Here is a 25,930-nt window from a genome sequence, read left to right on the forward strand (position 1 = left end):
GCATGTATTATATAAATAATTCGAGAGTTGATTTTCCCGAAAACTGGGAAAGAAGATCTGAAGATGCCAAATATAAGGTTATGGAAGGTGAAATTAATTGCGAGGCTAGAGATTATATATGGAAGGAATTGAAGCTTCAGTTAGCAGACTGCTCAAATGACAAATGTTGGTATTGTGAAACTGCAATTCCTCGGACAGACAACGCCGTTGATCATTTCAGGCCGAAAGGAACTGTCCAAGGATTATCCTTAGCTTATGAAACAGACGAGCTTAATAAATTTAATCTAACCCCTGAGCACAAAGGTTACAAATGGCTGGCGTTTGATTTTGATAACTTCCGATACTCATGCCAACACTGTAATGAATATAGGAAGGACTTAGAAGGAACCTGTGGCGGAAAATGGAACTACTTTCCGTTACTAGATGAAAGTGACAGAGGTTATATAGAAGGGGATGAGCACTATGAAGAACCTATCCTCCTTGACCCATGCAATCCTGAAGACTGGGAGCTTTTATCTTTTAATCGAGACGGTAAGCCATTTTCTAGATTTGAAAATGGCTCAGAGAATGATCTGAGAGTCCGTTACTCGATACGAATTTATCACTTAGATAGTAAGCGGTTGAATGAAAGTAGAGTCAGTCAATGGAAACTACTTAGACCAAAAGTGAGTAAAGCAAAAAAAGCTTTTCTTAGGAGGATAGGTAATAAACCGGGCGCTAAAGCTGACTTTAGCAATAGCCTTAAAGAAATAACACAATTCATGGACTCTCAAAATAAATCTTTATATCGAGGATTTCTTTTGTATCAATTAGAAATTGAAAGAGAGAGTGACGATAACAAAATACACTCATCATGGATAAATACAATTATTCGTTCTGCGAAATAACATTAAAAAAAGACTACTGAGTTATATTTATGAATGCTCCTGCATTAGTACAAAAAGTTTGGAATTACTGTCACACATTACGTGATGATGGTGTTGGTTATGGTGATTATTTAGAGCAGCTAACTTATCTACTGTTTTTAAAAATGGCGCATGAATATGCACAACCACCATACTCAAGAGATACTAAAGTCCCGACAGATTATAACTGGGAAACGTTACAAGGTTTAACTGGCGAAAAGCTAGAAGAGCAATACCGTAAAGTACTGAAAAACCTAGCAACTGAAAGTGGCATGATTGGCGCTATTTTCTTTAAGTCTGAAAATAAAATACCTGACCCTGCGAAGCTGGCGCGTATCGTTAAGATGATTAATGACGAGAATTGGATCAGCTTAGATTCAGATGCAAAAGGTGATTTGTATGAAGGCTTGCTGCAAAAAAACGCTGAAGATACCAAAAGTGGTGCGGGACAGTACTTCACACCTCGCGCATTAATTGATGCAATGCTTGCCTGTGTTCAACCTGAACCGAAAAAAACAATTGCAGACCCAGCATGTGGGACTGGAGGTTTTTTCTTAACAGCAAGTGACTGGATAACATATGGTGATGAGCAATGGATAGAAAAAGGCATGAGCCATTGGAATCCATCCAAGCATGATGAAAACACCTTAGCAAAATCAAAGCTGAACAAAGACCAAGTTAAGTTTTTGCGTGATGAAACTTTCCGTGGCAACGAAATTGTACCGTCTACTCGTCGTATGTGTTTAATGAATTTATTCTTACACAACATCGGTAGCATAGATGGTGAGCCTGAAGTTGAAAGAGCTGACGCATTACTCACAAAAATTGAAGGCGAAAATAAAGTAGATTACGTTCTTGCTAATCCTCCTTTCGGAAAGAAAAGCAGCATGACAATTACGAATGCTGAAGGTGGTGAAGACAAAGATGCACTAACTTACGAGCGACAAGATTTTTGGGCAACTACTACCAATAAACAGTTAAACTTCTTACAGCACATAGTTTCAAGCTTGAAGGATACTGGTAAGGCTGCGGTCGTTTTACCTGACAACGTTTTGTTTGAAGGTGGTGCAGGTGAGCGCATTCGTCGCAAGTGGTTAAATAATTGTGATGTTCATACTATTTTAAGGCTTCCTACAGGTATCTTTTACGCTAATGGTGTAAAAGCTAATGTTGTGTTTTTTGACAATGCTACCCGTGATGAAAAAGTACATACCAAAGGCATTTGGTTTTATGATTTAAGAACAAACAAACACTTCACGCTAAAACAGCGCCCAATGACACTTAATGACTTAAAAGACTTTATCACTTGTTACAACCCCGCAAATCGTCATGAGCGCGAAGAAACAGAAAGATTTAAGTACTATAGCTATGATGAGCTTATTAATCGTGACAAAGCTAGCCTAGATGTATTTTGGCTCAAAGACGATAGCTTAGATAACCTTGATAACTTGCCTGCACCAGACATTTTACAACAAGAGATTATTGATCATTTAGAAGCTGCATTAGCCGCATTTAAAGATGTTGCTGCTGGCTTGCCTGAGAGCGAACTTAAGTAAATGTTGAAAGTAAAAAGCCCACTTTTAAGTGGGCTTTGGTTATCCTTTAAAAATCTTATTTACTATAAAAATCTTAATTAAAGCCTTTAAACAACTTATTTAATATGAACACTTAGTTCGGTGTTATACCGTTATGGTAAACATCTTGTACGTCGTCGCAGTCGTTCAGCATGTCCATGAATTTTTCAAACATCGGCATATCTTCTTCGCTGATTTCTGATTCCGTTTGCGGGATCCAGCTCATCTCTTCTGCGTCAAAGCTAATATCTGGGTAAGCTTCAGTAAGGGCAGTTTTAACTTGGAAGTACTCAGTATGCGGTGCATAAACGGTAATTTTTCCGTTTTCGCCTTCCACTTCAGTCACATCAACATCCGCTTCCATTAAGACTTCCAAAATAGCGTCTTCGTCGTCACCATCAAACTGGAATACGGCTTGATGATCGAACATGTGCGATACCGCACCTTGAGCGCCAAGCTTTGCATTAGTCTTCGTAAAGCAGTTACGTACTTCAGTAATAGTTCTGTTAGCGTTGTCAGAAAGACAATCCACAATTACCATACAGTTGCCCGGGCCAAAGCCTTCATAACGCATTGGTTGGAAGTCTTCACCTGCGCCACCAGCGGCTTTATCAATAGCTTTATCGATAACGTGACCGGGTACTTGGTCTTTTTTCGCTTTTTCCATTAAACGGCGAAGCGAAAGGTTAGTATCTGGATCGGCGCCGCCGTTTTTAGCGCACACGTAAATTTCTTTACCGTACTTAGAATAAACTTTAGTTTTCGCGCCAGCGGTCTTGGCCATGGCGGCTTTTCTTACTTCGAATGCTCTTCCCATCTTAAGATTCTCTTTTTTACAAATGGAGTTCTGCCATCAGTAGCAGAAAAAATTGGGCAAATTCTACCGATTTTATGCCCAACAATACAGTGCCACGGGCACTCTCGCTGTTTTTATTGGTTAAGGTAAGTGCTCAGTAGCTAAGTATTCGTGCGATTGCATTTCACTTAAACGGCTTAAACAGCGCCTAAATTCAAAGTTAAGCACCCCCTCACCGTACAAATTCTCCATCGCAACTTCGGCAGAAATAATCAGCTTTACATGGCGTTCGTAAAATTCATCTACCATGGCAATAAAGCGGCGTGCAACATCATCATTGTGTTGCCCCATTTCTTTTACGTTTGCCACTAACACCGAATGGTAACAACGACTTAGCTCTATATAGTCGCTTTGGCTTCGCGGCCCACCACATAGTGCATTAAACTCTATCATTAACACGCCATCGGCATCTCTAAGCGTGTCTATTTGTCTATTATTAACTTCTATCGTTTCGTTTTCAGAACCCGCTTCAGGCGCCAACTGTACAAAGTAACTATGCAAATTCTTAATCGCATCCCCATCAAGGGGGTAATGATAAATTTCAGCTTGTTCAAGGGTTCGAAGACGATAGTCCACACCGCTATCTACGTTTATTACTCGTGTATTTTGATTTATTAAATCGATAGCAGGCAAAAAGCGTGCTCGCTGAAGGCCATTTTTGTATAAGTCATCCGGTATAATATTTGATGTAGCCACCAACACGATGCCATAACCGAAAAGTTCTTCCATTAGCGTGCCTAAAATCATGGCATCGGTAATGTCTGATACAAAAAACTCATCAAAACAAATCACCTTAGTTTCTTTCGCTAACTTGGCGGCAATCGTTTTTAACGGGTCTTGTGCGTTAGTAAGCTGCTTGAGCTCGTCATGAATGCGGTGCATAAACCGGTGAAAGTGCACGCGCATTTTATTTTCAAATGGCAGGCAATCGTAAAAGGTATCTACCAAGTAGGTTTTCCCTCTGCCTACGCCGCCATAAAAATAAATACCTTGAATGCCTGCGTTCTTTTGACCCTTACCAAACGCCGACTTAAGCTTTACCCGCCACGTATGTTTTTTCTCTGGCTGGGTTAACTCCTCATATAAACGCTGTAATTCTTTAACTGCATTTTCTTGTGCTGCATCGTACTGAAACTCAGGCGACGTCAAATCTGCTTGATATTTTTCCCATGGCGTCATCGCCTATTCCACTCCCGCAAAATGTCAATAGTGGCCGTGGCTGCACCGACCTGCTTGAAATTATCAATTATGACCTTAATTTTAATGGAAATCACGGTAGAATCGTACCTAGTTAATTTGCATAGCTCGTATAAACACAATTAATGCGATCTCTATGCGCTTTTCATACCGGCTCTTGCTATATTCAAGTAATGGTCGAATGCATTAAGTGGCACGTATCAAGGTCTACTTAATGTGAGTAGTACGTTAATTCGGAGAATAGAATGGAACTGTTAGTGTCTCTTGCTTTACTAGTGGTGGGGTTAATCATTGGCTTTTTTATAGGTCGTTTTGTACAAACCAAAACGGGTGGGAATAATGCGGCTCAAACTGAGCAGCAAGTGAAAGAGATATTAGCTCAGCAAGCTCAACATCACATTCATCAAACTCGTCAAAGCCTAGAAGGTATTGAAAGTCAGTGCGAAACGCTGAAGCAACAAATTGAAGAGTACGAAGCACTGCTTTCGCAAAGTAGTGACAATGAAGATGCCAAAGTGCCCTTCTATGGTGAACAGGCAACCTCTTACCTTCGCAACAATTTGAAAAGTTCTGAAAAGTCTAAAGTGAAAAAAGTATCCGACACCCAACCAAAGGATTTTGCAAATTCAGGGTCGGGTCTATTCGTCGGCGGTTCTGAGCAATCTACCGCAGATAAGTCATAACTTAGGAACTTTTTCAGTTATTTCAGAGTCTTTAATTAAATGATTCAATATCGCAATAACCTGAAGGAGTATAAGCGAGCATGAAAGTGTCTTTTCGTCAGTATGTCGTGGCGTCTGCAGTATTAGTAAGTTCTCTTGGCTTTAGCGTGAACTCTTATGCGGCGTTGCCGTTTTTTTCAGATAAAAAGGATGAGGTGCCGTCTCTAGCCCCAATGCTAGAAGAAGCAACACCCGCAGTTGTAAGCATTGCCGTTGAGGGAACCCAAACTTCTCGTCAACAAGTGCCAGAAATGTTTCAGTATTTTTTCGGCGCACCGCAAGAACAGGTTCAAGAGCGACCGTTTAGGGGCCTAGGCTCAGGTGTTATTATTGATGCGGATAAAGGCTATGTGGTAACCAATAATCACGTTGTCGATAATGCCGATGAAATTACTGTCAAGCTTACCGATGGCCGTGAGTTTAAAGCGAAAAAGCTCGGTTCTGATGAACAAAGCGATATTGCATTGTTAAAAATTGATTCCGATAACCTCACTGCATTACCGTTGGCCGATTCAGATGCATTACGAGTGGGTGATTTTGTGGTAGCAATTGGTAACCCCTTTGGTCTGTCACAAACGGTTACGTCAGGAATTGTTAGCGCGCTTGGCCGCTCTGGTTTAAACATTGGTGGCTATGAAGACTTTATTCAAACCGATGCCGCTATTAACCGAGGAAACTCCGGTGGGGCCTTAGTCAGTTTGCGCGGCGAACTCGTCGGTATAAACACCGCAATTTTTGGCCCTAATGGCGGTAACGTGGGAATTGGCTTCGCTATTCCTAGCAATATGATGAAAAGCTTAGTTGATCAAATTGCTGAATATGGTGAAGTTCGCCGTGGCTTACTCGGTATTCTGGGCAGCGATATAGATGCAGGCCTTGCAGAAGCCATGAACGCTGATGTTAATATTGGTGCGTTTGTAAGTGAAGTAACCCCAGACTCCGCTGCTGACAAAGCAGGCATTCAAGCGGGTGATATTATTACTGGTATTAATGGTAGAAACTTGCATAGCTTCCAAGAATTACGAGCTAAAATATCTAGCATGGGCGCGGGTGCTGAAGTTGAACTTACCATCATGCGCAAAGGCAAGAAGATGGATATGGATGTTGTGCTTGGCGATGCCACACAATCAACCGTCACGGCTGCGCAAATTCACCCTGCATTGGAAGGCGCTACATTAACCAATGGCAGTGATGAAGCGGGCAATGCTGGCGTGGTTATCTCTGAACTGGCTAATGGCAGCCCTGCTGCGCGTATTGGCTTGAAGCCTGATGATATTGTTATGGGTGTGAACCGTTTACGTACCCCTTCAGTGGCTGAGTTTAGAGATGCGTTAGATAAAGCAAAAGGGGTTATTGCCCTTAATGTTAAACGTGGAAACTCAACGCTTTACCTATTGATTCGTCAATAGCTGTCATAAAGCTATACATTAAAACAGCGCCTTTAGGCGCTGTTTTTTTATGCGTAATTTACTGAAAGTGTAGGTCTACCGTAAAATGCCTATGCCCAATCGGATTAAAGACGACAGATTGACGGATAAGGTGATATCCTTTAACTTAATCAAATAAAAAATACCATCAACACAAAGCCTTATTTTGCCAACTATCTTGGCTCAAATTTGTGGGCTTAAGTGCTTTGGCATTAAAAACAATGTAAGTGTGGCTTGTGACTGGCAGCTCGATAGTTAATTTCATTATAAAATCAATATTTCTTGGAACAATAGTAGCCTTGCTTCTGTTGTTTTTACTGCCGGATTTACGTCAAGGTAGCGGCCTTACACAAGGACTTTTCACCGAGCCCTCTGTGAGTGCTAGCCGTGAAAGCTATTTTGCCCCCTTAAGCCGCTCTGCCCCTGCGGTAGTGAATATTTATAGTGTCAGTATCGAGAACGACACTGGCTTGTTCCGCAATCAGCCCAGAGAGCGCGCCAGTCTAGGTTCAGGCGTCATCATGACGGAAAACGGCTACATTCTTACTTGTCACCATGTAGTAGAAAATGCTGATAGTATTTATGTTGCGGTGCAAGACGGAAGAATTCTTGAAGCCCAGATTGTTGGTAACGACCCCCTTACCGATTTAGCGGTATTGAAAGTTACAGCAGATAACTTACACATTATTCCCCAAGTTTCTGAGCCAGATATTCACGTAGGTGATGTGGTAATGGCTATCGGTAACCCCTTCGATTTAGGCCAAACGATTACTCAAGGTATTGTGAGTCGCGCTGGACGCAACGGTCTATCTAACTATGTTGATTTTATTCAAACCGATGCCGTGCTGAACCAAGGGAATTCGGGCGGTGCACTGGTTGATAGCAACGGTATATTACTGGGTATTACCAACGCGAATTTCCAAGTACGTGATTCTCGTAATCGTGTTCGTAATGTAGATGGCATTAACTTCGCGGTACCTTACGAGCTCGCCAAGCGCGTGATGGACAAAATTATCAATAACGGCCGTGTTATTCGTGGTCAGTTAGGATTTATTGGTGGTGAGTATCGCAACCGTCCCGGTATTGAAGTAACGGCGGTAGCTAACGGTAGCGCTGCAGATGAAGCTGGCTTGCAACCAGGTGATATAATATTGGCCATTGACGGTATTCGTTTGGAAAGTGCATCCAAAACACTTGATATGATTGCAGAAACCACTCCGGGTACTACCTTAGAGCTGGAAATCAGCCGTGGTGGAAACCCGCTTACTATTCATGCATTAGTTGCTGAGCTGCGTGCCCAAGAATAAAGCGCTGTAGCGCAAGCGAACGCTAACGAGTAAGAGCATTGGTATCGAGCATAAAAAAGCGCCTTATGATAAATAATCATAAGGCGCTTTTTTCATGGGGAGTCGATAAGCCGCAAACTCGCTTAGCTTTTCGCTCTTTATTCCAGATTTCTATTCTTTTACGCGTTCGATGTTGGCACCAAGTGCACCTAACTTTTCTTCAATTGCCTCGTAACCGCGATCCAAATGATAGATACGGTTTACGTGAGTTTCCCCATCAGCAATAAGCCCAGCTATCACAAGGCTTGCAGAGGCACGTAAATCGGTTGCCATTACAGGTGCGCCCTTAAGCGCAGAACTGCCTTTAGACATCGCAGAGTTACCTTCAAGGGCAATTTCAGCGCCCATGCGTTGTAGCTCTGGTACGTGCATAAAGCGGTTTTCAAAGATAGTTTCGGTAATCACACCAGTGCCTTCAGCTACGCAGTTTAGCGTAACGAACTGTGCTTGCATGTCGGTGGGGAATGCAGGGTGTGGCGCGGTTTTAACACGCACAGCTTTAGGCTGCTTTCCTTGCATATCTAGTTCAATCCAGTCTTCACCTAAGGTGATAACCGCACCGGCTTGCTCAAGCTTGTCGATAACCGCATCTAACGTTTCTGGTGCAGCGTGAGTACAACGAATTTTACCGCCAGTTACCGCTGCAGCTACTAGGAACGTTCCTGTTTCGATTCGATCTGGCAGAACACGGTAGTCACAACCATTTAGGGTTTCTACCCCTTCGATAGTAATTTTATCAGTTCCCGCGCCAGAAATAACCGCGCCCATCTGAATAAGACAGTTAGCTAAATCGACAATTTCAGGCTCACGCGCAGCGTTTTCTAACACGGTTGTACCGTCTGCCAACGCAGCTGCCATCATCAAGTTTTCGGTAGCACCAACGCTAACCATGTCCATGAAGATGCGTGCACCTTTCAAGCGACCATCAACTTCAGCGCGAATATACCCTTCATCTACTTCAATTTTAGCGCCCATTTTTTCAAGGCCGGTTAAATGAAGATTAACGGGTCTTGCCCCTATAGCGCAGCCACCAGGAAGCGATACGTTTGCCTTACCTTGCTTTGCAAGCAAAGGGCCAAGCACTAGGATTGAGGCACGCATGGTGCGTACTAACTCGTATGAAGCTGTAATGCTTTGCAGCGTACTTGAGTCTAAGACCACATCGTTCAGTGCAGGTTGCGCTACTTCAACGCCTAACTCTCGTAATAGTGCCACTGTGGTATTAATATCACGCAGTCGAGGTACGTTGGTATAACGACATGGCTGGTCGCTAAGCAAACTGGTCATTAACAATGGTAATGCAGCATTTTTAGCACCGGAAATACGCACGGTTCCCTGTAGTGCAGGGCCTTTCTTTATAACAAGTTTATCCACGAAAAAAGACCCGCTTACTGAGGAATGTGAAACTGGCGCTCACGCTCCCAGTCTTTTACTGAAAAGGTTTTGATGGTAATGGCATGCATAGAACCATCGGCAATCTTATCTGATAAGGGTGCATAAACGGCTTGTTGGCGCTTAACACGGCTCATTTCATTAAATATATCGCCAACGGCGATAATGTTGAAATGAGATCCTTCGCCTTTAACATGAACTTCGTGAAGCTCTAAGGCGTCGGTGAGAATTTTTTCAATTTCGGACAATTCCATAACTTACTTCTTTACCTGCTTGTTCTTTACCTAGCTAATTAGGATCATTCTACTGGTAAAAAGCCATCAACGTCGCTTATTTTAGCCAGTTTACGTAATTTTTCTGGGGGTTCACGCAAGCTAACATTAATCCCCTCACGCTTTCCATCTCTAATTGCGTTTAATATCCACGCTAACCCAGCACTGTCTACTCGCTCAACATCGCCTAAATCTATACAACACATGCCTGCTTTGGCCAAGACGGCGCTTTGCGATGAGGTTAAACTTTCCCAAAAGTTTTTAGTCAGCGTGTCACGATCTAAATGACCATGTACACTGACTTGGGCGTTATCGTTAACCTGAAAAAGGCTCACGCAGCATCTCCGTCGAAATCGATAGGTTCATCTTGGTTTAGCTCAACAGGCTTACCAATCTTATCTCTCATTAATGCAATGACGGCATCAATACCGTCTTGACGAAGAATAGATTCAAACTCACTGCGCTTACTATTTAGCATGCTGATACCTTCAGCTACCATGTCGTATGCTTTCCACTCATTTGTTTTTGAGTCTTTACGTACTTTAAACGCAATTTTAATTTCGGGGCGCTTTGGATCTTGTACTACAGCACGAACCGTCACTGATTTTTTATCATCAAACGACGACTCAGGCTCAAACTGAACCGTTTGGTTATCGTAGTAACCCATCGCAACCGCGTAAGACGTAATTAGGTATTGTCTGAATACGGTTATGTATTCACCCATTTTTTCTTGTGGAACCGATTTGAAGTGCTTGCCTAATACCATGAAAGCAGCAAATTTATAGTCGATATGAGGTACTAGCTCTTCTTCCATAATAGTGCGCAACATTTCAGGGTCCGCTTTAACCGCTTCTTGGTTCGCTTTAATTCTATCGAAGGTTTTAGAAGCAACGCCTTTAACCAACTCATACGGGTTTTGCTCGTTGATTTCTTGAGCTTGTGCCACTCCGACTAAAGAGAGCATCCATACACTCATTATTACCATTAATTTTTTCAATGCTTATCTCCTGAAACTAAATTCTTATTACAACAGACCTGACAATTCCCTTTTTGGTTTCATCAGGTCTTTATTAATTCTAATTAACGTTTGTATTCTTACTCTTCGTCACTCCCGCGACTAAATAAGAATTGTCCTATCAAATCTTCTAAAACCAACGCCGATTTTGTGTCTTGTAAGTAATCGCCGTCTTTGAGGTTTGCGACCCCGTCAAACGAGAACCCAGGCTGGAAGCCTACGTATTGCTCGCCCAGCAGGCCAGAGGTCAGTATGGAAACCGAGCTGGTTTCTGGAAAGCCGTCGTAGCTTTTCAAAATTGACAACTCTACTACGGGCGTGAAGTCTTCTTGATCAAGTGTGATAGAAGTAACACGACCCACGTTTACGCCCCCCACCTTCACCGATGAACGTGCTTTCAAGCCACCGATGTTATCGAACTTAGCGTACAAGGTGTAGGTATCACCATCTCCACCAACCGATTGATTTGCCACTTTCAATGCCAGTAACATCACAGCAGCAATGGTTAATACAACGAACATGCCAACCAATACTTCAGATTTATATTTATTCATGACTTAACCCTACTCAATGCCGAACATAAGGGCGGTAAGCACGAAGTCCAGCCCTAATACTGCTAATGAAGAATACACTACAGTTTCTGTAGTAGCTTTGCTGATCCCTTCCGACGTTGGAATAGAATCGTAACCCTTAAATATGGCTATCCAGGTGACAACCAAGGCAAAAACAAGGCTTTTAATGATGCCGTTTACCACATCTTCGCCCCATTCCACCGTAGACTGCATAATTGACCAATAACTGCCAACATCTACACCTAACCAATCAACGCCCACTAGGTGACCGCCCAGAATACCTACTGCACTGAATATCAGCGCTAGCATTGGCATTGAAATGATGCCCGCCCAAAAGCGAGGCGCGACAATACGCCTTAGCGGGTCAACCGCCATCATCTCTAAACTGCTAATTTGTTCAGTTGCCTTCATTAAGCCAATTTCTGCGGTTAGTGCAGAACCAGCTCTACCAGCAAACAATAATGCGGTAACTACAGGACCAAGCTCACGAAGCAGCGATAACGCCACCATAGGGCCTAAGCTACCTTCAGCGCCGTAATCAACTAAAATAGTATAGCCCTGCAACGCCATTACCATGCCAATAAACAATCCTGACACGATAATAATTAACAAAGACTGAACGCCCACCACATGAACCTGTTTAATGGTAAGCGGAATATTTTTTAATCTAGGAAGGGCAAGTAGCGCTCCCATTAACATGTAGGTAGCTCGGCCAATAGCGGTTAATTTGCCAATGGTCTTAGCGCCTATCGATTGGAAGAACTTCATTTATCCCCTCCGAAAAAGGTATTTTCTATATCCGGAGCAGGGTAATGAAACGGCACTGGGCCATCTGCCTTACCTTTTAAGAACTGCTGAACTAACTCTGAGTCGCTTTCTCTAATTTGCTGCGCGGTTCCTTCACCAATCACCCGCTTGTCTGCCAAAATATAAATATAATCGGCAATAGTGAGCACTTCCGTCACGTCGTGGGTTACCACTACGCTGGTTAAGTTTAGTGCGTCGTTAAGCCCTCTGATTAATTTAACCAGTACACCCATGGAAATCGGATCTTGGCCGGCAAATGGTTCGTCGTACATAATAAGATCTGGGTCTAACGCAATCGCTCTGGCTAATGCTGCTCGACGTGCCATACCACCAGAAAGTTCGCTTGGCATTAATTGCGCTGCACCTCTTAGCCCTACAGCCTGTAGCTTTAATGCGACAGTCGTGGCGATAAGATCTTCTGATAATTTGGTATGTTCACGTAGTGGAAACGCCACATTGTCAAAAACCGTCATGTCCGTGAACAAAGCTCCGCTTTGAAAAAGCATGCTCATTCGACGACGTGCTCGATAAAGTTCTTTACGGCTCATGGCAACGATAGAGTCACCATCAAACTGTATATCACCTTCATCTGGCGTTAATTGCCCGCCTATAAGGCGCAGTAAGGTGGTCTTCCCTATACCACTGGGGCCCATAACGGCCGTAATTTTTCCTTTCGGAATGCTCAGCGTAATACCGTCATAGATAACACGGTCTGCGCGTCGAAAGGTTAGGTTGTCTATCTCGACTAAATGGTCCATAGCGATTTTATTTATCGACCCTTGAATAATTAGTGATACCAGCAAAGCAAGTAATGACAAACATTACTCACTTCCTATAGATGTAAGGTTTAAGCTACTTAAGTCGCCTTTAACGCTATATTGTTTTCCATAACTGCTAAGGCAAGTTCTATGCCTTCGAGTACATTAAATCGATAAAGTTTACTGAGCAGTGTAATTTAGTGTCATTGTACGCTTTTTCAAGCGCGGCACAAAAGCAAAACGTTACAAGTTATGTTCGATTTATACGAATTTACAAAATTCGAATGATTTTCAATCAGCAAGCCTGATAAAAGGGACACTTAATACCACCTTTACTAAAATAAGCGATAGTTCCCATAGGCAAATGGCATTGTTTTTGCGACAATCTTGTGAAATTCCTAACTATGCTGGTTGTTGTGTTTTTAAACGTAGTCATTTTTTTAGTTGGACTGATTGTACTTAGCTGGAGTGCAGACCGTTTTGTTTACGGTGCATCAGCGTTTGCCAAGAATATTGGTATGGCGCCCATGATGATAGGCTTAACCATTGTCGCAATGGGGTCGTCTGCGCCTGAAATCGTGGTATCAGCCGCGGCGTCTATTAACGGTAATATGAATACCGCTGTAGGTAATGCGTTAGGCTCGAATATTACTAATATTGCCCTTGTGCTTGGTATTACTGCGCTAGTTAAACCACTCCTTGTTGCCTCCTCTACGTTAAAGCGTGAACTCCCTGCCCTGCTTTTTATTACCATCATTGCTGTTGCTTTTCTTTTCGATGGCGAGCTTACTCATCTGGAAGGCATCATCCTTATTAGCCTCTTCGTGATTGTTTTAGGCTTAATGGGTTGGTTGTCTATGAAAGTAGATAAAGAAGACCCGTTAGTGAGCGAGACCACAGATGAAATCCCCAACGATGTACCCACCTCCTCTGCTCTTTTCTGGATTGTAGTTGGCCTAATACTGTTACCGTTAAGTGCACACTTCTTAGTGGGTTCAGCAGTAGAAATAGCCAAATACCTAGGTATGTCAGATTTAGTTATCGGCCTAACCATCATTGCTTTAGGCACAAGCTTGCCCGAACTGGCTGCCAGTATTGCTGGTGTGCTTAAAGGCGAAGACGACTTGGCCTTGGGGAATATTATTGGTTCCAATATTTTCAATTTACTTGCCGTATTAGGCATGCCTGGCTTAATAGCCCCTGGCGCATTAGACCCTGATGTTTATAACCGCGATATGTTCGTTGTGCTCGGGTTAACCCTATTACTGTTCCTGTTTAGTTTCACCTTAATGGGTAATCGACGAATAAGCCGAAGAAATGGCGGCTTATTGATTGCTTGCTTTATTGGTTATCAATTTTGGCTTTTTGCGTAATGTCACAAGAAAATAGCTTCATCACTTCAGCAAAGCGTGTCATAGAAATAGAAGCGCAGGCAATATCAGCGCTTTCATCTCGCATGGACGAAGACTTTGTTACTGCATGCACCTTGTTGCAAAATTGCGCGGGCAAGGTGGTGGTGTGCGGCATGGGTAAATCTGGGCATATCGGGCATAAGATTGCTGCAACGCTTGCCAGTACCGGAACACCATCGTTTTTCATGCACCCTGGCGAAGCCAACCATGGCGACTTAGGCATGCTGAGTAAAGGTGATGTGCTACTCGCTATTTCCAACTCTGGTGAAACCGCAGAGCTGGTTAATTTACTGCCTATCGTAAAGCGTTTGAGCGTGCCTGTTATTGCGATGACGAACAGCGTAACCAGTTCATTAGGCCAACACGCAGACGTGGTATTGAATATCAGTGTTGAAAAAGAAGCCTGCTCTTTAGGCTTAGCACCTACCTCTAGCACTACCGCCACCTTGGTAATGGGTGACGCCCTTGCCGTAGCGCTACTTGATCGCAAAGGTTTCACCTCCGACGACTTTGCGCTTTCTCACCCAGGTGGCAGCTTAGGCAGAAAATTACTGCTTAAAGTGAGTGACATCATGCTAACGGGCAGCGAATTACCCTTGGTAGACGAAAACGCCCTCGTTGCAGAAGCACTATTAGAAATCTCCAAGAAAGGCTTGGGTATGACAGGGGTTATCGATAGCCACGGCATATTGATTGGAATTTTCACCGATGGTGATTTACGCCGTATTTTAGATGCACGTATAGACTTGCATACCGCTACGGTTACACAGGTTATGACCAAGGGCGGCAAAACAACCATGCCAGAGCAGCTCGCCGTCGAAGCGCTAAACTTAATGGAAACTCATAAGATAAGCGCGCTTATGGTAACGGATGAAACCCGCAAGCCCGTGGGCGCGTTCAACATGCATATGCTACTTAAAGCGGGAGTTTTATAATGAGAGACACCCAATCAACCGTAAATACACTCTATACCGCTATGTCAGAGGCTTTGTATTTATCGCTGAAGCACGTTCGCTTATTAGTGTGTGATGTAGATGGCGTGTTTTCAGATGGCCGTATTTACCTCGGTAATGCTGGCGAAGAATTAAAAGCATTTCATACCCGCGATGGCTACGGCGTTAAAGCCCTTGTGAATTCTGGGGTAGAGGTAGCAGTCATTACTGGCAGGCGCTCTGCCATTGTCGAAAATAGAATGGAAGCGCTGAATGTTGCGCACATCGTACAGGGTGAAGAAAATAAATCTGACGCACTTGCTGAACTGATGGCTCGCTTATCACTTAAACCCGAGCACGTGGCGGTGGTAGGTGACGATATGCCAGATACGGGCATGTACCCCCACGCAAGCGTAAAAATTGCAGTAAAAGACGCACATCCTACGGTTGCACAACAAGCAAATTGGATCACTACTTTGCCAGGCGGCTTTGGTGCAGTACGCGAAATATGTGACACCCTGCTTCAAGCAAACGATAAGCTTCACGGTATTCAAGGTGCTAGCGTATGAAGGTATTAGGCTTTGACCGGTTAGGCTTAAGTATTTCGGTGTTATTTATATTGGCATCCGCCATGTATATTCCGATTTGGATGGAAGAAGATCCTACCCAGCAAACTGACCAAGGATTGGATGCATTAAAGCCCGCGTACAAAGCAAAAAACTTAACGACCACCTTATATAATCAAGACGGCCAATTAAATCACAAAGTATTTGCGGCATCGATGGAACATTACGACCAATTGGGCTTTGTTTTATTCCAAAAGCCCAGATATACATTATATACCGACGACGCACAGTCACCGTGGGAAGTCACCGCAACAGAAGGTACTTTGTACAATAACGAATTGATACAGCTAGAAAATAATGTCGTTATTGAAAACCAAAGTGTCGATGACTTTGTAAGGACAATACGTACAGCGTTTATAGAGATAAACCTGTACACTAAGCAAATGACATCTGATCAGCCCGTGGAAATACGTGGCTTACAATATGTGATTAACAGCAATGGGTTTAACGCCAACTTGCGTACCCAGGAATACGAGTTAATAGACCATGTACAAACCATTTATTCGCCTAGCCACTAAAGCATTAGCGACCAGCCTCGCTGTTAGCCTTTTCTCTACTGTGGCTTTAGCGGCTGAAAGCGACTTCAACAAACCGATTAAAGTTGACTCTAAATCGCAATTTGTTGACGGTAAAAACAAAACTTCATTGTTTAAAGATGATGTACGAATTACCCAAGGTTCTTTGGTGATAAATGCCGATGAAGTTGAGGTTATTGCCAGCGAAGGAGATGGACGAGAGATATTTGTTGCTCGCGGCAAACCTGCCAGCTACTCGCAAAAATTAGAAGATGGCGCCCCCGTTACCGCCAAAGCCAACGAAATACGCTATGAAGTGGTAAATCGAACTATTTCTTTACAAGGGAATGCAGAGCTACAGCAAGATACCAGCAAAGTACAAGGCGACAAGATTACTTTCGACATGGTCACGGAACAATTGCTTGCAACAGGCGGCGAAGACGGTGAAGGTGGTAGAGTAACTACGGTATTTACGCCTGAGGCAATACGTAAAGCGTCATCGAATAACGAAGGCGATAAGGCGGACGGCAACTAATCATGGCAACGTTGAGCGCACAGAGTCTTGCAAAGGCGTATAAAGCCCGTCAAGTGGTTCGCGATGTAAGCTTATCAGTTTCGACTGGGCAAATCGTTGGATTACTCGGCCCCAATGGTGCCGGTAAAACCACAACTTTTTACATGATTGTAGGCTTAGTACCCCTTGATAAGGGCAAAATCAGTATTGATGACAGCGAATTAACCCATGAGCCCATGCACGAGCGTGCACGACGCGGAATTGGGTATTTACCGCAAGAGGCCTCAATTTTTAGAAAATTGACGGTGTTTGAGAACATCATGGCTATCTTACAGACCCGTAAAGGGTTGAGTTCAGCGGAACAAGAACAAGAAGCCGATGCGCTACTTGATGAATTTAATATCAACCATATACGTAATAGTACGGGTATGAGTTTATCCGGTGGTGAACGTCGCCGGGTAGAAATCGCGCGAGCATTAGCCGCTGATCCGCAATTTATTTTGCTTGATGAGCCATTTGCTGGTGTTGATCCTATATCGGTTAATGATATAAAGAAGATCATTCAACATCTTCGTGACAGAGGAATTGGAATCCTCATCACCGATCACAACGTAAGAGAAACACTGGATGTGTGTGAGAAAGCGTATATTGTGAGCCAAGGCGAACTCATCGCGCAAGGGACAGCAGAACAAGTTTTAAGTAATCAGAAAGTAAGGGATGTATACCTAGGAGAACAATTCAGGCTATAGTTACTGTAACCGAATTGTCATTTTCAGTTTTAAGCACGGGTATATTCACAACAAGAGTTTAAAAATAAGACGTAGATGAAACCATCTTTACAGCTAAAGTTCAGTCAACAACTTACCATGACACCGCAGTTGCAGCAGGCAATCAAGCTGCTGCAGTTGTCTACGCTCGACCTGCAACAAGAGATTCAGGAAGCACTAGACTCAAACCCACTTTTGGAAGTTGAAGAAGGCGGCGATGACCATCCTGTTGAGAAAAACAACATGGACGGCGACGACCCTTCTGTAGAAGCTGCTCCTACTGCATCTAGCGATTCGTTAGAAGCAGGTGACGCGCTTGAAAAGAACGACCTTCCCGATGAACTGCCAATCGACAGTACGTGGGATGAGTATTACTCGGCCTCTTCTGCTCCCGCCCCTGGTCCATCAAATAATGATGACGACCAACTGTTTCAGGGTGAAACCACCGACAATATTCAAGACCACTTGCTATGGCAAATGCGGTTAACCCCGTTTTCGGATACCGACCGCGCCATTGCTACCGCCATTATCGACTCAATCGATGAATCTGGTTACCTGAACGTCCCCATCGAACAGATTTTAGAATCAGTGAATTCTGACGACGTAGAAGAATTGGTGGAAATGGACGAAGTTGAATGTGTACTCAAACGTATTCAAATGTTCGACCCTATCGGTTCAGGTTCGCGTACACCGCAAGAATGTTTGCTTGTACAGCTTCGCCAGTTCTCAGACGATACGCCATGGCTTGCAGAAGCAAGACAACTTATCAATGAGTACTCGGACCTACTTAGCAGCAAAGACTACCGTACGTTAATGCGCAAGAGCCGTTTGAAAGAAGATCAACTTCGCGAAGCCATGCGCTTACTGCAAACGTTGAATCCTCGTCCAGGTAGTGCATTAATTACCAAAGAACCGGAATACGTTATTCCTGATGTTTCGGTAAACAAGAAGAATGGCCGCTGGGTGGTAGAACTTAACCCCGATAGCTTGCCAAAGTTAAGCGTAAATCAGCAATATGCCGCTATGAGCAGACGCTCTAAAAACAGCAGCGATTCGCAATTTATTCGCTCACATATGCAAGAAGCCAAATGGTTTATAAAAAGCCTTGAATCAAGGAACGACACCTTGATGAAAGTAGCAAACTGTATTGTGCAGCAACAAATGGGCTTTTTCGAGCACGGCCCAGAAATGATGAAACCAATGGTGCTAAATGATGTCGCAGAAATGGTAGATATGCATGAATCCACCATCTCACGTGTCACCACGCAAAAATATATGCATACCCCACGTGGCATATTTGAGTTGAAATATTTCTTCTCTAGTCACGTAGCAACGGAATCTGGTGGTGAGTGTTCATCTACCGCTATTCGCGCACTAATTAAAAAGCTTGTGGCTGCGGAAACGCCCAGCAAGCCATTAAGCGATAGCAAGATTGCTCAATTGTTGGCCGAACAAGGCATCAAAGTTGCCCGGCGGACAATAGCAAAATACCGGGAATCATTATCGATTCCGCCGTCAAACCAACGCAAAAGCCTTATTTAAAGGCCTTGATAATTTAAGGAAGACGAAATATGCAAATCAACCTTACCGGTCATCATGTCGAAATTACTGATTCTTTGCGTAGCTATGTCGATACTAAGTTCAGCAAACTAGAGCGTCACTTTGATCACATATCTAATGTGCATGTCATCCTGAACGTCGAAAAACTTAATCAAAAAGCCGAAGCCACCATGCACCTCAGCGGAGCAGAAGTGTTTGCTTCATCACATAACACCGACATGTATGCGGCGATAGACAGCATGATCGACAAGCTCGACAGGCAAGTTATCAAGCATAAGGAAAAGCTGAAAAAGCACTAAATATTAGTATGGAAATTCAAGCCATAGTAAGTTTGGACCGCACCGAGTGTGCGGTTCAATGTAACAGTAAAAAACGTATTCTAGAGATTATTAGCGACATTGCTGCTAAAAATAATCCCGACATCGATCAGGCCACAGTGTTAAATAGCCTACTCGCCCGTGAACGAATGGGAAGTACGGGTATTGGCAATGGTATTGCATTGCCTCACGGTCGATTACCGGGCTTAGAACACGTTATCGCCATTATTGTAACCAGCAACCCTGCCATCGATTTTGATGCGCTTGACGATCAGCCCGTAGATATATTCTTTGCCCTGTTAGTGCCTGAAGAGAAAACAGAAGGTCACTTACAAACACTTGCTACCGTTGCGGGAAAACTAAGTGATAAAGAAACGGTGAAAGCCATTAGGCGGGCCTCCACCAGTGACGACATTATTACGGCTTTAAGCTAATAAAGCACAGCACCATATTTTAAAAGGGAGAAATGCAGGTGAAACTGATTATTATCAGTGGTCGATCCGGTTCGGGAAAATCAGTTGCACTACGTGCCCTTGAAGATTTAGGCTACTATTGCGTAGATAATATTCCGGTTAACCTTCTCCCTACCCTTACTCATACCGTGGTTGATGAATATGACCAAGTCGCGGTAAGTATCGATGTAAGGAATCTGCCAAAAAATCCAGCGGACTTGGTAGAGATTTTAGATTACCTACCCTCGTCTTGGTCTATGACCATTGTGTATATTGACGCCAGCGACGATGTGTTGGTGAAACGTTTCAGCGAAACCCGCCGATTGCATCCGCTAGCTAAGCTCAACAAATCTTTATCTGAATCGATAAAAGCCGAATCAGACTTACTTGCGCCTATTGTTGAGCGCGCCGATTTGTATATTGATACGGATAAGCTCACAATTCATCAACTCGCAGAGCTTATTCGCGAGCGAATTCTAGGTAAGAAAAGCTCTCGGCTAGTATTGGTCTTTGAATCGTTTGGCTTTAAACACGGCATCCCCAAAGACGCCGACTATGTATTTGACGCCCGCTTTCTCCCCAACCCACATTGGGAGCCCGATTTAAAACACTTAACTGGCTTAGATGCCCCCGTAGAAGTATTTTTAGGTTCCCAGCCTGTTGTAACCAAATTCATTTGGCAAATTCAGAACTTGATAACCACATGGTTACCTCACTTAGAACGCAATAACCGTAGTTATGTCACCATTGCGATTGGTTGTACCGGCGGTCAGCACCGCTCAGTATTTATTGCTCAATCGTTAGCGAAAACCTTTGGCGAAATGCATCCCGATGTACAAATTCGCCACCGCGAGTTAAATCAGTAATGACCATCGAAAAAACACTTACCATAGTCAATAAATTGGGCTTACACGCCCGCGCTGCCACACAGTTGGTTCAGTTAGCCAATCAATTTGATGCAAAAATAGTGTTGGTGAAAGGCGATAAGAAAGCCGATGCTAACAGTGTGCTGGGCTTAATGATGCTGGAAAGCCACCAAGGTGAACAGGTGAACGTTGTGGTTGAAGGTAATGATGCCGAAGCAGCATTAAACGCCATTGAAACGTTAATTGAAGGCCGTTTCAACGAAGACGAGTAATGCTGCACTCGCCTGTGTTACGATTTTCGGTATAAAGCCGCCTATAATTTCACCACATAGCCCGTAATTGTCTGTCGTTACTGCGCTTTTGTCATGACAGCGTCATGGCAATTGCGATATCCTACCGTTATAGAAAATTCCATTTTTAGGCGAAAGCAGTGGCAGAAGCACTGGTCTCAAAATACGTACAAAGCCAACTTCGGGCACTTAATGGCGCGTTAAATAACGGCCAATTTGTTTCTGTACGTAAGCTGCTGCTGGAATTACCCCCTTCTGATGTTGCACATATTCTCGAATCTAGCCCAAGCCGCACCCGAGATGAACTGTGGGAGCTTATTGATGGTGATTTCCACGGTGATATTCTAGAAGAACTCTCTGACGACGTACGTAACGGTATCATCACCAAAATGCTGCCTGCAAACGTCGTAGACGCGTTAGAAGAAATGGATACCGATGACTTAGCGGTTACCCTTAGCAGCCTTCCAGAACCAGTGCTGCAAGACATTCTAGAATCAATGGATGCACAAGACAGACTTCGTGCAGAGCAAGCATTGTCTTACGGTGAAGAGACAGCCGGCTTCATCATGAACACCGACACGATAACCCTTCGCCCTGATGTGACCATTGATGTAGTACTTCGTTATATTCGCCTTAAAGGCGAATTACCTAAAAACACCGATACCTTTTATGTAGTAAACCGTACTGATAATTTAGTCGGTATCGTACCGGTAACGCGATTACTCACCGCTGAGACTGAAGCCAAAGTATCAGATGTCATGGATGAAGAATCTGAAGCGATTCCTGTGCATATGCCAGATGATGAAGTGGCGAGCTTATTCGAACGCTATAACTGGCTATCAGCCCCTGTCGTTGACGAGAAAAACCGCCTAGTAGGGCGTATCACCATAGATGATGTGGTAGATATTATTCGTGAAGATGCCGAGCACTCTATGATGAGTATGGCGGGTTTAGATGATGACGAAGACACTTTTGCCCCTGTGCTTCAAAGTACCAAACGACGCTCTGTATGGTTGGCAGTAAACCTGGTTACCGCGCTAATGGCAGCCATGGTAAGCGACTTGTTTGAGGCCACACTGAGCCAATTAGCCGTACTCGCCATACTGAACACCATAGTACCAAGTATGGGCGGCGTAGCGGGTAACCAAACCCTTACGCTTGTTATTCGTGGTATGGCACTGGGTCACGTAAACGCCAGCAACTCCCGATGGTTAATAAGCAAAGAAATATCTATTGGCTTCTTAAATGGGGCCATTTGGGCAATATTAATTGCTTCGGTAATAGCTCTTTGGAAACAAGACTACATGCTAGGCATCATTATCGCCTTCGCCATGTTGGTTAACATGATAGCCGCAGCGCTAGCAGGCGCTACTTTGCCGCTCATCATGAAACGTTTGAAAATAGACCCTGCACTAGCAGGAAGCGTAATACTCACAACCATCACTGACGTGGTGGGTATATTTGCATTTTTAGGTACTGCGACCCTGTTTTTAATGTAATACCGTGACAATCGCCTACGAGTTGTTCTAAAGCTATTTAGCTTGGCATCATGATGAATGCCACCACATCATTTTGATAATCACCGGTTGTTTTATACTCTCTATACCCTTTAGACACGGCAACACCTATTGCGTATTTCTTACCTTGGTAATTTGTAATTCGAGAGTCTTTTTCGCCAGTTTTTAAGCCTAAAAGTGTGTCGTCTATCTCGATAACCTCTCCCACCTGCTGAGGGCTACCTTCTGTAGCAGAAATAATCATCCCATCACGCTGACAAAACATGCCAAAACAACCCGTTACAGTATACCCGCTTTCATCTTTAGGTAGCGAGTCGTTTAACATTTCAGTGAATTGTGGCTCACTGTCAAACACAATTCCTATACCGCCAACCACATTATTTCGTTCTACACTAGTGATTGACGCGTTGTAGATGTAGGTGTACTTATCATCATACTGCGCGCTAGGAACAAATTTCGACACCGAATATTTTTGTGAATCAGCACACTTTAACGCATCGAAAGCACCACTATGAGTATCAACTTTTTCTCCCACAACCGATGTATGTTTGTTGTTGGATACCGCGATAATAATGCCATTTTTGTCATAAACATATAAATTGGCATAGACAGTGTATAGGTCATTAATGTATCGAAGAATATTTGCAATTTCTTGTTGAGCATCAGGCACAATAGTTGGAAGTTGCAAATACTGACGGAATACTGTGGTAAGCGCCCACCAACGACAATCGTTCGCTCTTTCGTATAGATTTCTGTCCATAATGTCTACCGCTAAGCTAGCGCAAAACCTCACGTCAGCAAGCCGTGCGCTCAACACAGTAGATTGTAGGTTATCGATAGAATCAGAAAAAATTAACGCTATGCTCTCGCCGGTTAATCTTATCTCAGATAATACAGGCATGAATTCAACAGCATTCTTACGTGCCGCAGCAATAATGCCATTCAAGACGACTAAACTCAGATCGTCATTAATTAACATGGATGTTTTAAATATTTGCTTTAAATCATCAGAAAAGAGTTGAGAATTGAGTAACTGACAAGCGTCAGTTTGAAGCTGCCCTTTTTCATTTGAATGCTTAAAGGCATCATTTAATGGCGTCATGGCAACGCCTTGCCATGATAAACCTTTGAACCCCTGGTATCCCTTAGTTTCGGAGGTGGTAGCTATAAAGCTTTTGTGTTTTATAGTGACTAAGTCAGGAGATCCACACTTAGGTATTGTTTCCCCAACTTTGAATTTCTGTGAATGGCTGGTCGCCATGACTTCTCTGTTTTCAGACACAATCATGATGCTGCTAGCGGCACGTTCAGATTGCAAATTGCTAAAAATTGACTGCATTTCGTCGTCAAACTTAAAGCACAAACAAAGAATTCCTACTGTTCTCGCACCCGTGTCGTTACTATCTTTTATTACACAGGAATAAATCAAAGAATTGCGCTTGTGAGGCTGCAAATCTGAATAGCGAAAGGTTTCTATATAGTCGTCTTTCGATGATAACGTTTTTGAAACTAGCGGATCTTCGCTAAATTCAATTGGGCTATCAATATCCAAATTGGCCTTTACCCGCCCCTGCGTATCCAGAAGAATAATCTCATCATATACGCTATATTTTTTTACGTACTCTTCTAAGCGGTGATGAATTTTTTTAGTGTCTTCGGACTTTCTTTCGTTATCGAGCAAGAATGCTCGGATATCATCATCAGTAGCCAAAAAGCCCACATCGGCAGTACGTTCAAACAAATTTCTGATCAGAATATCGATGGCCACTTGAGATTTGTTATGATCATCAGCCAAACGCTTTAACAAATGCTCTTTCATCAGGTTCTGAATCAGCCGTCCCTGTAATTCAGAGAATTTCTGTTTTGTGCTAAGCATTTCTTCTAAAATGCTATCAGACACATTATGGCTATTGATTTTACCTATAAGCGAAATTTTACCCCACCAATGGTTTAAGTCATCAAACCTATCGTTGTAGCTGTTGATGAGAGGAATTGCCGCTTGTAATTTTTCTCGGTTCTTTAAAAGTAATTGTTCCACTACTGCACTGCCTATTATTTTTATTTTCTGACAAATAGTTGTTGTGCTTGAAGAACGAAATTTCTTTTACAATATTGTGGTTAGTCGTAGATTTCGCGTTTGACTTTACAAGGTGTAATGCACTTTTTTACCTTCCCAGTATATTTGGGACAATGCAATACAATCGGCTTACACCTTTAGTTTAATATTACAGCAATCCTGCAGGTATCTGCCTATCGTGGCTCCATTGCTTAGGTGACTGCCCATACAACCGTTTAAACTCTCGGCTAAACTGGGATGAGCTTACGTAACCCACATCCATAGCGGCTTCATTCACATTCATACCGCTAACAATCTTCATTGCAGCCGTATTTAGCCGCATAGACTTTATAAATTGAATTGGCGACATGCTCGTTGCTTGTTTGAACTTACGATGAAATACCGCCCGACTCATACCCACTTGTGATGCCATATCCTCTATGGTGACCGTTTCACTTAAACGGGTTGATAGGTAGTCGATTGCACGAGCAATCTCATTGCCTACCCCAAACGCTCGCCTTGCAGATTCGCCGGCGCCACCTTTCAATATGGCGTAATAGACTTCGCGAAGGCGACTTTCGCCAAGTACAACGGTATCTGCTCCATTTTGGCTTAACTGCAATAATCGCAGTAGTGCTTCAGCAAATTCACTATCCCAATCAGACAGCGTAATACTAGGCGGAAGTACTGCTCCCCTAGCTTTTCGCTGTATACCGCCAGCGCGCTCTACATCCATGGTAAGTTCTGTCATCACGCGAGTATCAAGGGAAATGAACACACCAAGCAGAGGATTGTCAGGCGACGCACTAGGCGTACCCGCCTCTACAGGCATAGAAATACTGCAGCACATGTATTGGTCTGTGCCATAAACATAAGACTTGCCGTCTACTATCGCCTCTTTGGTACCACTGACAATCGCCACTACTGTGGGCTCATATACCGCAGGCGCACAACGAACCCCTTCGGTCACTCTAAATAGCTGCACACCTTTAACACCAGTTTCAAATAGGCCGTCTTCGGTAAGGCTATTTTCGATGAGCATTTTAATTTCTTTTTTAGACATACCAATCAAACCAGTTGGACAATAAATTTATATAAATCGAAAACGAGACAAATAGGCAATTAATTACCCAGCATACCTGTCATAAAATACGTCATATGAGTGCTATAGTTTATCTAACGCCTAATGAGATGAACATATAAATATGAAGTTCAAAAACTTTTCTAACTTGTTAGTTGGGGCACTATTGTGGATGGATATAA

28 protein-coding genes are annotated in these 25,930 nt (G+C 43.4%); 17 read left to right on the plus strand and 11 right to left on the minus strand.

Annotation, left to right across the window (positions count from 1 at the left end):
• Window positions 1-2 precede the first annotated feature (2 nt).
• Both JKP82_RS05910 and JKP82_RS05915 read left to right on the plus strand, forming a co-directional pair.
• Window positions 3-887, plus strand: coding sequence for an HNH endonuclease family protein (locus JKP82_RS05910; RefSeq protein ID WP_218396215.1), 885 nt, complete (start codon window positions 3-5; stop codon window positions 885-887).
• Window positions 888-916: 29 nt separating this feature from the next.
• Complete coding sequence (locus JKP82_RS05915; protein WP_218396216.1) at window positions 917-2,461, plus strand: class I SAM-dependent DNA methyltransferase; 1,545 nt, start codon at window positions 917-919, stop codon at window positions 2,459-2,461.
• A 112-nt stretch (window positions 2,462-2,573) separates the two neighbouring features.
• Here JKP82_RS05915 and JKP82_RS05920 read toward each other — a convergent pair whose 3' ends face one another.
• Complete coding sequence (locus tag JKP82_RS05920) at window positions 2,574-3,296, minus strand: YebC/PmpR family DNA-binding transcriptional regulator (RefSeq protein WP_159528847.1); 723 nt, start codon at window positions 3,294-3,296, stop codon at window positions 2,574-2,576.
• Between the two features lie 120 nt (window positions 3,297-3,416).
• Entirely contained in the window at window positions 3,417-4,514 is a 1,098-nt protein-coding gene (gene zapE, locus JKP82_RS05925) for a cell division protein ZapE (RefSeq protein WP_159528845.1), read from the minus strand.
• Between the two features lie 263 nt (window positions 4,515-4,777).
• Between zapE and JKP82_RS05930 the strand changes: the two genes are divergently transcribed.
• The 3 genes from JKP82_RS05930 to JKP82_RS05940 all read left to right on the plus strand — a co-directional run bounded on the left by JKP82_RS05930 (window position 4,778) and on the right by JKP82_RS05940 (window position 7,988).
• Window positions 4,778-5,215, plus strand: coding sequence for a ZapG family protein (locus tag JKP82_RS05930; RefSeq protein WP_159528843.1), 438 nt, complete (start codon window positions 4,778-4,780; stop codon window positions 5,213-5,215).
• Window positions 5,216-5,301: 86 nt separating this feature from the next.
• Window positions 5,302-6,663 (plus strand): DegQ family serine endoprotease, encoded by a 1,362-nt coding sequence (locus tag JKP82_RS05935; protein ID WP_373996586.1) that lies wholly within the window; start codon window positions 5,302-5,304, stop codon window positions 6,661-6,663.
• A 254-nt stretch (window positions 6,664-6,917) separates the two neighbouring features.
• Window positions 6,918-7,988 carry a trypsin-like peptidase domain-containing protein gene (locus JKP82_RS05940; protein ID WP_159528839.1) on the plus strand — a complete coding sequence of 357 codons (1,071 nt, stop codon included), beginning with the start codon at window positions 6,918-6,920 and terminating at the stop codon, window positions 7,986-7,988.
• Between the two features lie 150 nt (window positions 7,989-8,138).
• Here JKP82_RS05940 and murA read toward each other — a convergent pair whose 3' ends face one another.
• The 7 genes from murA to mlaF all read right to left on the minus strand — a co-directional run bounded on the left by murA (window position 8,139) and on the right by mlaF (window position 12,843).
• Window positions 8,139-9,401, minus strand: a complete 1,263-nt coding sequence (murA, locus tag JKP82_RS05945) for a UDP-N-acetylglucosamine 1-carboxyvinyltransferase (protein ID WP_159528837.1) — start codon at window positions 9,399-9,401, stop codon at window positions 8,139-8,141.
• 14 nt (window positions 9,402-9,415) lie between these two features.
• Entirely contained in the window at window positions 9,416-9,673 is a 258-nt protein-coding gene (locus tag JKP82_RS05950) for a BolA family protein (RefSeq protein ID WP_126872504.1), read from the minus strand.
• A gap of 44 nt (window positions 9,674-9,717) precedes the next feature.
• Complete coding sequence (locus JKP82_RS05955) at window positions 9,718-10,026, minus strand: STAS domain-containing protein (RefSeq protein ID WP_159528835.1); 309 nt, start codon at window positions 10,024-10,026, stop codon at window positions 9,718-9,720.
• Window positions 10,023-10,676 (minus strand): MlaC/ttg2D family ABC transporter substrate-binding protein, encoded by a 654-nt coding sequence (locus JKP82_RS05960; protein WP_373996587.1) that lies wholly within the window; start codon window positions 10,674-10,676, stop codon window positions 10,023-10,025. Before JKP82_RS05960 ends, JKP82_RS05955 begins: the two co-directional genes overlap by 4 nt.
• A gap of 110 nt (window positions 10,677-10,786) precedes the next feature.
• Window positions 10,787-11,260, minus strand: coding sequence for an outer membrane lipid asymmetry maintenance protein MlaD (mlaD, locus tag JKP82_RS05965; RefSeq protein ID WP_159528831.1), 474 nt, complete (start codon window positions 11,258-11,260; stop codon window positions 10,787-10,789).
• A gap of 9 nt (window positions 11,261-11,269) precedes the next feature.
• A complete protein-coding gene (mlaE, locus tag JKP82_RS05970) occupies window positions 11,270-12,046 on the minus strand; it encodes a lipid asymmetry maintenance ABC transporter permease subunit MlaE (protein WP_013785352.1) in 777 nt (258 codons plus the stop codon).
• A complete protein-coding gene (mlaF, locus tag JKP82_RS05975; RefSeq protein WP_159534367.1) occupies window positions 12,043-12,843 on the minus strand; it encodes a phospholipid ABC transporter ATP-binding protein MlaF in 801 nt (266 codons plus the stop codon). Before mlaF ends, mlaE begins: the two co-directional genes overlap by 4 nt.
• A gap of 416 nt (window positions 12,844-13,259) precedes the next feature.
• On the opposite strand from mlaF, the gene JKP82_RS05980 reads away from it, so the two are divergent.
• The 12 genes from JKP82_RS05980 (at window position 13,260) to mgtE (ending at window position 22,593) form a co-directional block, all read left to right on the plus strand.
• Window positions 13,260-14,216: a calcium/sodium antiporter gene (locus tag JKP82_RS05980; RefSeq protein ID WP_159534365.1), complete on the plus strand. Its 957-nt coding sequence runs from the start codon at window positions 13,260-13,262 to the stop codon at window positions 14,214-14,216.
• A complete protein-coding gene (locus JKP82_RS05985) occupies window positions 14,216-15,190 on the plus strand; it encodes a KpsF/GutQ family sugar-phosphate isomerase (protein ID WP_159528829.1) in 975 nt (324 codons plus the stop codon). The genes JKP82_RS05980 and JKP82_RS05985 overlap by 1 nt, the downstream gene beginning before the upstream one ends.
• Window positions 15,190-15,756 carry a 3-deoxy-manno-octulosonate-8-phosphatase KdsC gene (gene kdsC / locus JKP82_RS05990; RefSeq protein ID WP_159528827.1) on the plus strand — a complete coding sequence of 189 codons (567 nt, stop codon included), beginning with the start codon at window positions 15,190-15,192 and terminating at the stop codon, window positions 15,754-15,756. The genes JKP82_RS05985 and kdsC overlap by 1 nt, the downstream gene beginning before the upstream one ends.
• Window positions 15,753-16,331, plus strand: a complete 579-nt coding sequence (gene lptC / locus JKP82_RS05995) for an LPS export ABC transporter periplasmic protein LptC (RefSeq protein ID WP_159528825.1) — start codon at window positions 15,753-15,755, stop codon at window positions 16,329-16,331. The genes kdsC and lptC overlap by 4 nt, the downstream gene beginning before the upstream one ends.
• Window positions 16,300-16,863: a lipopolysaccharide transport periplasmic protein LptA gene (gene lptA, locus JKP82_RS06000; RefSeq protein ID WP_159528823.1), complete on the plus strand. Its 564-nt coding sequence runs from the start codon at window positions 16,300-16,302 to the stop codon at window positions 16,861-16,863. The genes lptC and lptA overlap by 32 nt, the downstream gene beginning before the upstream one ends.
• 2 nt (window positions 16,864-16,865) lie before the next feature.
• Entirely contained in the window at window positions 16,866-17,591 is a 726-nt protein-coding gene (lptB, locus tag JKP82_RS06005) for an LPS export ABC transporter ATP-binding protein (protein ID WP_057793757.1), read from the plus strand.
• A gap of 75 nt (window positions 17,592-17,666) precedes the next feature.
• A complete protein-coding gene (locus tag JKP82_RS06010; RefSeq protein ID WP_159528821.1) occupies window positions 17,667-19,151 on the plus strand; it encodes an RNA polymerase factor sigma-54 in 1,485 nt (494 codons plus the stop codon).
• 29 nt (window positions 19,152-19,180) lie between these two features.
• Window positions 19,181-19,468 carry a ribosome hibernation promoting factor gene (gene hpf / locus JKP82_RS06015; RefSeq protein WP_013785361.1) on the plus strand — a complete coding sequence of 96 codons (288 nt, stop codon included), beginning with the start codon at window positions 19,181-19,183 and terminating at the stop codon, window positions 19,466-19,468.
• 8 nt (window positions 19,469-19,476) lie between these two features.
• Complete coding sequence (ptsN, locus tag JKP82_RS06020; RefSeq protein WP_159528819.1) at window positions 19,477-19,920, plus strand: PTS IIA-like nitrogen regulatory protein PtsN; 444 nt, start codon at window positions 19,477-19,479, stop codon at window positions 19,918-19,920.
• Between the two features lie 38 nt (window positions 19,921-19,958).
• The gene (gene rapZ, locus JKP82_RS06025; RefSeq protein WP_041453031.1) at window positions 19,959-20,804 is read left to right on the plus strand and encodes an RNase adapter RapZ; all 846 of its coding nucleotides are present in this window, start codon (window positions 19,959-19,961) and stop codon (window positions 20,802-20,804) included.
• Window positions 20,804-21,076 carry an HPr family phosphocarrier protein gene (locus tag JKP82_RS06030; RefSeq protein WP_013785364.1) on the plus strand — a complete coding sequence of 91 codons (273 nt, stop codon included), beginning with the start codon at window positions 20,804-20,806 and terminating at the stop codon, window positions 21,074-21,076. Before rapZ ends, JKP82_RS06030 begins: the two co-directional genes overlap by 1 nt.
• Window positions 21,077-21,234: 158 nt before the next feature.
• The gene (mgtE, locus tag JKP82_RS06035; protein ID WP_159528817.1) at window positions 21,235-22,593 is read left to right on the plus strand and encodes a magnesium transporter; all 1,359 of its coding nucleotides are present in this window, start codon (window positions 21,235-21,237) and stop codon (window positions 22,591-22,593) included.
• Window positions 22,594-22,630: 37 nt separating this feature from the next.
• On the opposite strand, the gene JKP82_RS06040 is transcribed toward mgtE, so the two are convergent.
• Both JKP82_RS06040 and JKP82_RS06045 read right to left on the minus strand, forming a co-directional pair.
• Window positions 22,631-24,649 (minus strand): cache domain-containing protein, encoded by a 2,019-nt coding sequence (locus JKP82_RS06040; RefSeq protein WP_218396219.1) that lies wholly within the window; start codon window positions 24,647-24,649, stop codon window positions 22,631-22,633.
• Window positions 24,650-24,836: 187 nt separating this feature from the next.
• A complete protein-coding gene (locus JKP82_RS06045; protein WP_159528814.1) occupies window positions 24,837-25,730 on the minus strand; it encodes an AraC family transcriptional regulator in 894 nt (297 codons plus the stop codon).
• Between the last annotated feature and the right edge of the window lie 200 nt (window positions 25,731-25,930).

The sequence above is a fragment of the Alteromonas lipotrueae genome (genome assembly GCF_019249215.1).
Taxonomy (GTDB): domain Bacteria; phylum Pseudomonadota; class Gammaproteobacteria; order Enterobacterales; family Alteromonadaceae; genus Alteromonas; species Alteromonas lipotrueae.